The sequence below is a fragment of the Nocardia sp. No.11 genome, from assembly GCF_038752175.1.
Classification (GTDB): Bacteria; Actinomycetota; Actinomycetes; order Mycobacteriales; family Mycobacteriaceae; genus Nocardia; species Nocardia canadensis.
In genome coordinates, this window is the sequence record NZ_JBCGFB010000198.1 from 1 (window position 1) to 6931 (window position 6931).

Sequence of the window (6931 nt, forward strand, 5' to 3'; positions counted from 1 at the left end):
GCGCGGGCTGGGCCTGCTCGGCGAACAGCGCGCGAACAGCGGCGCCCCAGGCTCGCGGCCGGGGCGCCCGCGTCGTCCGGCGCACGAGTCGCACCGAGCTATCCGATCGCACCACGTCGGCTATTGCAACAGACCAGTACGACACGCCAGCACTCCCCTGCCGGGGGACACGCTGCGAGATGGTGCGCGACCGGCCAGAATGGCTGTCGTGTCCTCGCTTCATGTGTACCGTTTCGGTCCCGCCGACGGCCCTGCCGTCCTCGCCCTGCACGGTCTCACCGGCCACGGCAACCGCTGGGAAACCCTGGCCACCGAGCACCTGCCCCAGGCCCGGGTCATCGCTCCCGACCTGCGCGGACACGGCCGCTCGACCTCGCTGCCACCGTGGGACTTCGAGACGATCGTCGACGATCTGGCGGCCCTCGTGCGGGCGGAGACCGACGGTCCGGTGGTCGTCGTCGGCCACTCCTTCGGCGGCGCGATCGGCATCCACCTGGCCCGTCGTCATCGCGACCTGGTGCGGTCGCTGATCCTGCTCGACCCCGCGATCGGCATCGATCCGAAGCTCATCGAACAGGTCGCCCTCGCCAACCTCGCCTCCCCCGACTACACCGACCTCGCCGAGGCCAGGTCCGACAAGCAGCACAGCGCGTGGAGCCCCGACGAGGTCGACCCGGCGCTGCTCGAACGCGAGCTGGCCGAGCATCTGGTGCCCACCGAGGGCGGCCGGGTGGGCTGGCGCATCTTCCAGCCCGCGATCACCTCGTACTGGGGTCAGCTCGCGCGTCCGTTCGTGCTGCCGCCCGTCGACCTGACCACCGTGCTGGTCCGCGCGGCCAAGGTGCAGCCGCCCTATGTCACCGCCGAGTTCCTGGCCGCGCTGTCCGCCCACCTCGGCGACCGGCTCACCGTCGAGGTGTGGGAGTGCGATCACATGATCGCCCAGGCCCGCCCCGCCGAGGCGGCCGCGCTGATCGCCGCGGCACTGTAGCGGCGATGGCGGCGACGACGGAGGAGCAGGTCGAACGAGTCCGCGCACTGGTCGCGGCCATCCCGCCCGGCCGGGTGTCGACCTACGGCGATATCGCCCAGGGGGCGGGTCTGTCCTCGGCGCGCACCGTCGGCTGGATCATGCGCACCGACTCCGCCGACCTCCCCTGGCACCGGGTGATCGGCGCGTCCGGCCGCCCCGCCGCCCACCTCGCCGCCCGGCAGTTGCGTCTGCTCGCCGAAGAAGGGGTGCCGATCGTCGACGGTCGCGTCGACCTCCGCACAGCCCGGCTCTGAGCGTTACCCGGCCGTCGGTTCGCGCTCGATCACGCAATGCCCGCCGGTCGTGCTCGATCCGCGACCGATCCGACCCGCCCCGAAGCGATGGCCGTCGGCCGGGCGGCGACTCAGTGCTCGTCTGGAAAGGACTGCTGCACAGTCGGATCCGAGGGCGCTACCGGTCTAGCCGGAGGTGTGACCGGGGAGGAGCGGCGAGCCGGGTCCTCCGCGTAGGTATCCGCCGAGGGCGAGTGCACCGGGGGCCGGTCCCCCGGCCGCACCGGCGGCGGCGTCAACGGCGCACCGACATCGGAGCGCCGCACGGGCCCCGCTGTTTTGGTCGGCGCCGAGTGCCGTTCGTCTACAGCAGGTTTCGATGCATTCGGCGCACCGGTTCGCGCGTCCGGGGCGCTGGGTCTCGTGTCCGGGGCGCCGGGCCTCAGGTCAGGATTGCTGGGCCGCACCGCAGTGCCGTTGGGCCGCACGGCAGGACCGTTGGGCCGCGAATCGAGACCACCGGGCGGCGCGCTCAGCTCACCAGGTCGCGCCGCCGCTCCGCTGGGCGCGTCCTGCGGTCGCCGTGTTCCCGCATCTGGGCGCTTCGGCGTCCGCTCCGGGTGGGGCCCACTCCCCGATGCCGCGGCCCCACCCCGCCAGTTCCCGGGCGTCTGCGCCCCACCGAACTGCTCACGCCCAGGCGTCTGCACCCCACCGGACGGTTGAGGCGCGAGCGGATGCACCCCACCCGACTGTTGATATCCGGGCGGCTGGGCCATGCCGGGCTGCTGGATCCCGGGCGACTGCGCTCGGCCGGGCTGCTCGTACGCCGCCGCCGGAGTGTGCGAAGGACTCACTCCCGCCTGCGCGCTCCCCGGCGGATACGCCGACAATCGCCCCGCACCGACACCACGTTTCGTCGGCGACCGCGAGGACTTGATCCACCAGAACACCAGCGCACCGAGGATCGCGAACACCACCGACCACACCAGGTAGACGACCAGGATCTCCATATCGCGTTCGACGAGTCCGACCACCACCCCGAGCGCGCCGAACAACCCGCCGAGTGTGACGACCACGAACAGGAATCCGCGGATCACGTCGCCGAGCATCGTCGGCTGACCTGGTCCACCTGCACCGGACATCCCCACCCCCTTGCCGGACCGCGACGCGACGCCGCCGTCGGGCGCTCGAGCATCGACGTCACGCCCCGCTAGCATGACTTTCGTGCCGATTACCCTACGCCGGATCAGCCGATGACCGCCGCCGATGCGATCGTGCTCGCGGGCGGACGCGCGAGCCGGATGGGCGGGGTGGACAAACCCGCGATCGTGATCGGCGGCCGATCGATGCTCGACGCCGCGCTGGCCGCGGTGGCCGACTGCGGCCGGGTCGTGGTGGTCGGTCCACATCGGCCCGCGCTGGATCCCGGGGTGCAACAGGTCAGGGAGGTCCCGCCGGGTTCCGGCCCGGTCGCGGCGATCGGCACCGGGTTCAGCGCGCTCGGCCCCGACCCGGCGCCGTGGATCGTGGTCCTCGCCGCGGACATGCCGTTCCTCACTCCCGACACCGTGCGCGAATTACTGGGCCGCGCAGCCGAATCGACCACCGACGCGGTCTTCGCGATCGACGCCTCCGGCCGACCCCAATACCTCGTCGGGGTCTGGCGTCGCACCGCCCTGGCCGCGGCACTGGCCGGGCTGGACGCGCTGGAGAACCAGCCGATGAAGGCGATCGTCCCCACCGAGACCACCCTGATCGAACTGCCCGGCACCGGCGACTGCGACACCGAGGAGGAGGTCCGCCGCGCCCGCGAGACGATCGCCGACCGCGCCGCCACCCGCCTCGACCTCACCGCGGCCAGGGCCCGCATCGCCGCCGAGCTGACCCCGCTGGTCGCCTACGAGGCCGAGCTGGGCGAAGTGAGCGGCGCCGCCCTCGCCGCCCCGATCGTCGCCGCCGGCGCGCTGCCCCGCTTCGACGTCTCCGCGATGGACGGCTACGCCGTGTGTGGCGACGGGCCATGGCAGTTGCGCCGCGATATCGGTTTCGCGGGCGGCGCCCGCCCGGTCGGCCTGCTGCCCGGCGAAGCGGTGCGCATCGCCACCGGCGCGCACGTTCCCGACGGCACCACCTCCGTCCTGCGCGACGAGTTCGCCGACGTCACCGGCGACGAGCTCACCCGCCGCCCCGACACCCCGATCCGCAGCGATATCCGCACCCGCGGCGAGGACCAGATGGTCGGCGATCTCCTCGCTCCCACGGGCACGCGCGTCACCGCCGCCCTGCGCTCGGCGGCCGCTTCGGTGGAGGTCACCGCGGGCCTGGTCCGCGGGCCCGTCCGGGCCCGCATCGTCATGACGGGTGACGAGATCCGCAGCAGCGGCCCGCTGCAAGCCGGTCAGACCCGCGACTCGATCGGCCCCGTCCTGCCCGACCTGCTCGCGGGTCTGGGCGTCACCGTGCTCGACCGCGTCCACCTGCGCGACACCGACCACGGCTTCGACGACATGCTCACCGCCACCGCCGGTTTCGACCTCCTGGTGGTGGTCGGCGCGACGGGCGGCGGAGCCGCCGACCAGCTCCGCTCCGCCATCGCCCGCGCCGAGGCCCGCGTCGTCGTCCCGCGCCTGGCCATGCGCCCCGGCGGCTCCACCATCGTCGCCGAACTCCCCACCGGCCCAACGGTTCTCGGCCTCCCCGGCAATCCCTTCGCCGCGATCGCCGTCCTGCTCGCCCTGACCCCCGCCATCGTCGCCGCCCGCACCGCCGCACCCCCACCCCGCCCGGCCTACGGCCCCCTCCACAACGCCGCCGAAACAGCGGGCCCCGTCCAGCGCATCACCCCCGCCCGCCACACCCCCGAAGGCGGCTGGACCGCCGACACCTCCGTCCGCACCGCCCACTTGGCCGGCCTCATCGACCGCGACGGCCTCGTCATCGTCCCGCCGGATGCCCCCGACGGCACCATCGTCGAATTCCTCCCACTGCCCCATTGAGCGGGCGAGCAGTCATCGTCACCGGACGTCGCCACCGCCGACCCGCTGTCACCTGACGACCTTGCGGGACAGGCGGATAGTCGCGGCCGACCTCCCGCTGTCGACCGCCACCGACACCAAGAACAAGCGCTACCGAATCACCGACTCCTACCTGCGTTTCTGGCCGGCCTTCCTGGAACGCGGCATTCCCCTCGTCGAACGCGGCCGTGGCGACCTCGCCCTAGCGGTCCTGGACGTCACGGCGCGGCCGAGCGGTCGAACCCCTCGTCCGCGCATCCCTGCTCCGCCTGCTGCCCAACCAGGACTGGCCCGACACCGAGGAGATCGGCGGCTGGTGGAACCGCGCCAAGCACACCGCCCGCGACACCACGCCCGAACCGTGCGCGGAGGTTCGGCGCGCATTGGCCGATGTGCTCGGCGCGATCCAAGCCCGAGACGACTACGACGCTGGGCAAGACACCGGTCTCGGGGAAACTGATGACCGACACAGCGCTTAGCGCAGCTCTCGACCACCGTCGCGGGCGAAACCCCGCCGAACCAGGTCGGTTGAGCTGGGACGACGGTCCGGTAGAGTCGTCGCGATAGTCGGCGCCGGGGATCCGGCGGGGAGAATCGAACCATTCGGGGGAATCATGCACAGGTGGCGAAAGGCTGTCCCAGCTGTCGCGATCGTGGTCGGAGCGCTGGTCAGCGGGTGCGATGAGGCCGAGCCGGTCCAGACGGCACCGCCCGCCACTACCGCAGCAGCGGCTACGACGAGTGCCGATCCGAGTGCCGGGCTCTGGGACCCCTGCACGCTGCCCGATTCAGCACTGTCCGCCGCCGGGCTGAACACCGCCACCAAGGAGAAGGATGTCGCGGGGGTGGCGTTCGAGGGGTGGAAGGTCTGCGGGTGGCAGGACTCGAACAAGTCGTACACCCTGACAGTTGCGTCGGCGACGCACACACTGGCTGAGGCGAAAGCTCGGACGGATTACACCGACTACGTCGATACCATGGTCGGGACCCGCAAAGCCCTCCAGTCGCGACCGGTCGGTGCGACACACGACCTGACCTGCTACATGAGTATCGAGGTCCCCACCGGGGTGGTGGAGTTCGACGTACGAAACCGTGCCAGCGTGAAAACGGCCAGCGACCCGTGCGCAGAAGTCCGGCGCCTGAGCGAAACACTCGCACCCCACGTGCCGGGCGCGTGAGGTGGCATCGTGGCTTCTTACATCGATCCCACCGAGTGGACGAAACTCAGTGGCCAGGCTGAAGCAGGGCAGCTCGCCCTCAACCCGGAGGTCGGCAATACGCTCGCGCGAGTATGCGACGATCACCTCGCAGCCCTCGACGCAGTTCTCGTCCAAGTCGGCCGCGTCGAACGCATCACAGGCTTCGGTTCATTCAATTCGAGTCGCATCCTGGAACAGAAATTCTCGCTGACGGCGGCTGGTAGCGATCGTGCGCTCGACGCGACGATCCTCGAGCACATCGAGGCCGTCACAACCGCCAAAGAAGTTGTCCTCAAGGCGATCGCCAACTTCCAAGCCCAAGACGACGACAACGCTGGGCAATACACCGGTCTCGGGGGGAACTGATGACCTATGAGGAGTACAAAGCGCGGGTGATCGCCGCGCAGGAGCAATGGAACCAGGAGCGCAGCGTCATCTATCTGACGCAGAACCTGGCGAACTTCTCCCAGATCTTCGCGGGCGAGACCCAGCCGAACCATCTCGTCGGAACGGTGGACAGCTACGACCACATGCAGCTGCCGGAGATTCTGAGCGCGGTGTCCGCGATGAAACCGGCTGTGGTGCACAGCGCTTCGGAGGTGTGGAGCAAGATCGGCGCCGATCTGTCGACGACCATCGTCGCGTTCAACAAGGCGTTCGAGGCGACGACGAACGGGCCGAACGGATGGGTCGGCGAAGCGGCGACGGCAGCGGTCACGGCGGTGAAGAACTACGCCGCGCAGTCGGCCACGCTGCCCGCCGCCGCGACGGCGGTCAGCCTCAAACTCGCCGAGATGAAGACGGGTCTGGAGCAGACGCAGGCGCTGATGCCGGGGCTCACCGAGCGTCCGACCGTCGCGGGCAAGACCCTGCCTGCCGACGGCGAGATGAAACTGGATCAGTTCGAGGGAGACGAGGCGTTACAGGAAGCGCGTCGCATCCTGCGCACCGTGTACAGCCAGGTCGCGGTGCAATCCGATACCGGTGTCCCGTTCATGCCGACCGCGCCGAAGGTCGTCGGCGGCGACGGCGGCGACCCGTCGATTCCGGGCGGCGGCGGCAGCGACCAGGGCACGCAGTCCGGTGGCACCACCGGGGATACGGCGGGCACGGACGGGCAGACCACGGCGGGGACCGAGGACGGGCAGGCGTCGGAGAACACCGGGACCGAGGGCACGACGACCACCGACGACGGCGGCACGGCCGATGACTCGACCACGTCGTCGTCGACCGACGACACCACGGCGGCCTCGACCACGTCGCCGACGACGACCTCGCCCACGACCACCACCCCGTCGGGATCGCCGACGGGCACGAATCCGTCCACACCGGGGACCACCACACCGATCGGCACGACTCCCGGCGGCGGCCGGGGTGGGAGCAGTGGGTCGACCGGCGGGCGCGGCGGGGCGACCGCGCCGGGCGCTGGCCGATCCGTCACCGCCGCCC

The 6931-nt window shown here is 71.1% G+C and carries 5 protein-coding genes and 1 pseudogene; all 6 read left to right on the forward strand.

Going from position 1 to position 6931, the window contains the following annotated elements; genetic code table 11:
• Window positions 1-199: 199 nt before the first annotated feature.
• On the forward strand, window positions 200-991 hold the full coding sequence (locus tag V8688_RS30685) for an alpha/beta fold hydrolase (RefSeq protein ID WP_342802256.1): 792 nt from the start codon (window positions 200-202) through the stop codon (window positions 989-991).
• Window positions 992-996: 5 nt separating this feature from the next.
• Complete coding sequence (locus tag V8688_RS30690) at window positions 997-1287, forward strand: MGMT family protein (RefSeq protein ID WP_218721975.1); 291 nt, start codon at window positions 997-999, stop codon at window positions 1285-1287.
• Window positions 1288-2522: 1235 nt separating this feature from the next.
• The gene (locus tag V8688_RS30695; RefSeq protein ID WP_342802257.1) at window positions 2523-4265 is read left to right on the forward strand and encodes an NTP transferase domain-containing protein; all 1743 of its coding nucleotides are present in this window, start codon (window positions 2523-2525) and stop codon (window positions 4263-4265) included.
• Between the two features lie 671 nt (window positions 4266-4936).
• Window positions 4937-5461, forward strand: coding sequence for a DUF3558 domain-containing protein (locus V8688_RS30700; protein WP_342802258.1), 525 nt, complete (start codon window positions 4937-4939; stop codon window positions 5459-5461).
• 9 nt (window positions 5462-5470) lie between these two features.
• Window positions 5471-5848 carry a hypothetical protein gene (locus V8688_RS30705; RefSeq protein WP_342802259.1) on the forward strand — a complete coding sequence of 126 codons (378 nt, stop codon included), beginning with the start codon at window positions 5471-5473 and terminating at the stop codon, window positions 5846-5848.
• A pseudogene (locus V8688_RS30710) lies at window positions 5848-6931 on the forward strand (hypothetical protein); the annotation flags it as partial. The gene V8688_RS30705 and the pseudogene V8688_RS30710, both read left to right, overlap by 1 nt.

Excerpts from the sequence above, each read along its gene's own strand:
- V8688_RS30685 (WP_342802256.1), top strand. The coding sequence starts at position 200 with ATGGCTGTCGTGTCCTCGCTTCATGTGTACCGTTTCGGTCCCGCCGAC.
- V8688_RS30690 (WP_218721975.1), top strand. The coding sequence starts at position 997 with ATGGCGGCGACGACGGAGGAGCAGGTCGAACGAGTCCGCGCACTGGTC.
- V8688_RS30695 (WP_342802257.1), top strand. The coding sequence starts at position 2,523 with ATGACCGCCGCCGATGCGATCGTGCTCGCGGGCGGACGCGCGAGCCGG.